We start from the raw sequence: 2140 nt of genomic DNA on the forward strand, positions 1-2140 counted from the left end.
GGGAAGCCGGAGAAGTACGTTTCCTCCCCATCATCCTGACTACTTTAACGGCAATCGGTGGTCTTACCCCAATCGCAATTTCAAGTAACCCCTTAATTGCTCCACTTGCCATTGTTATTATAGGAGGGCTAATTAGTTCTACATTACTATCAAGAATTGTAACACCGGTAGTATATAAGTTGATTCCTCCAAGGGTGGAGTTGAATATCATTAAATCAAATTAATTTGAAAAAAAGCAGCGGGAGAAGTTCGAGGCCACTGAAAAAGTCCCTTCACTAAATTTAGGGTTATATTAGGGGCAAAGACGAGCAGAAAATATTAGTTTTTCTGCTCGTCTTTTTGTATTTTATATGCACCTTGATAACCAATCCTGATGCTGGCCCTACAACAACAAATTCAATTTAGTTCCTTTACAGGCCTGTATGACCTGATTGTTCCAAAAGATAATCTTCTTCGGAAGATCAACGATCTGATTGATTTCAGTTTCATCTATGAAGAACTATTAGAGAAGTATTGTCATAATAACGGGCGTACTGCGGAGAGTCCAATCCGCATGTTCAAATACCTCCTGCTCAAGACGATCTATACGATATCGGATGTGGATGTTGTTGAGCGGTCCCGCTATGATATGTCCTTCAAGTATTTTCTGGGGATGTGCCCAGAAGAGGAGGTGATCAACCCCAGCTCATTGACCAAGTTCCGTAAGCTGCGCCTGAAGGATACCGATCTGTTGAACCTGCTGATCAATAAAACCGTCTCAATTGCGCTGGAAAAGGACATTATCCGTTCCAAATCCATCATTGTTGATGCTACACATTCTCACTCCCGTTCCAATCCCTATTCAGCTTTAGATGTTCTTAGGGAGCGTTCCAAACATCTTCGTAAAGCCGTCTATGCCATTGATGAGGATATGAGCAAGCGCATGCCGCAGAAGAATGATTCCAATGATCTGGAAAAAGAACTAATCTACTGTAAGGAATTGGAAAAAATCATACAGTCGGATCAGATACTCCAAGAGATTCCTTCGGTGAAGGAGAAGCTAAACCTTTTGAAAGAAACCGTTGAGGATACCTTGGAACATTATACCCTCTCCAAGGATCAGGATGCGAGGACTGGACATAAATCTGCCGATAGCTCATTCTTTGGGTACAAGACCCATCTGGCGATGAGTGAAGAGCGTATTATTACCGCGGCAGTAGTGACATCAGGTGAAAAGGGAGATGGCCCCGAACTGCCAAAGCTCTTGGAGATCAGCCAGGCTAACGGCCTTCAGGTTGAGGCTGTCATTGGAGACGCGGCATACTCTGGAAAGGAAAACCTATCGCTCCACAACAAACAGGGACAGCGAATAAAAATAGTGTCCAAACTGAACCCTTCGATAACACAAGGCTTTAGAAAGGATGAAGATAAGTTCGATTATAACAAAGATGCAGATATGTTTGTCTGCCCGGCAGGGCATCTGGCTATCCGAAAGGCACGTCAAGGGAAAAAGGAGGCCGGAACAAACCAGACCGTCACGTATTATTTTGACATTGAAAAATGCAAGGTGTGTCCATTGAAGGGAAACTGTTATAAGCCGGGAGCAAAGACCAAGAGCTATTCGGTATCCATAAAGTCAGGCCTACACCAAGAGCAAATGGAGTTTCAGGAAACAGAATATTACAGGGAAAAGTCAAGACTGAGGTATATGATCGAGGCAAAGAACAGTGAGTTAAAGAATATCCATGGCTATGGACGGGCAATCTCCTATGGTATCCAGAACATGGAAATGCAGGGTGCCCTAACGATATTCACGGTAAACCTGAAACGAATACTTGCCCTGAGCAAATAAACTGAAAATCTTGGGCACAAATACCCTTTGTTTACCCTAGTTCCCAACCAACGGCTAGCAAGCCTTTGTATTTAACAACACTTTATTGTAGAAAACAAACAGCGGCCAAGTAAACCGTGAAGTTTGCTAGGCCGCTTTAAAAAAACATTATAAATCAAGACCTTTTTCAGTGGCCTCAAATATATGGCCTCTTTTTTTATCCTGCTCAAACTGTAAAAAACCTACAGAATATATTCATTCTATTTTATAACATTGATTTTTTTAGGTTCAAATCAGGTATGACTTAGATGGTAACCATCATAAATTTGA

Annotated in this window: 2 protein-coding genes; both read left to right on the forward strand. The window is 42.0% G+C overall.

Annotation, left to right across the window (positions count from 1 at the left end; genetic code table 11):
• The coding region (locus tag ACEW8O_RS14865; RefSeq protein WP_373495413.1) for an efflux RND transporter permease subunit at positions 1–224 on the forward strand (224 nt) is incomplete at its 5' end.
• 149 nt (positions 225–373) lie between these two features.
• A complete protein-coding gene (locus tag ACEW8O_RS14870; RefSeq protein ID WP_373495414.1) occupies positions 374–1831 on the forward strand; it encodes an IS1182 family transposase in 1458 nt (485 codons plus the stop codon).
• Positions 1832–2140: the final 309 nt, after the last annotated feature.

It is taken from the genome of Aquiflexum sp., from assembly GCF_041749095.1.
Classification (GTDB): domain Bacteria; phylum Bacteroidota; class Bacteroidia; order Cytophagales; family Cyclobacteriaceae; genus Aquiflexum.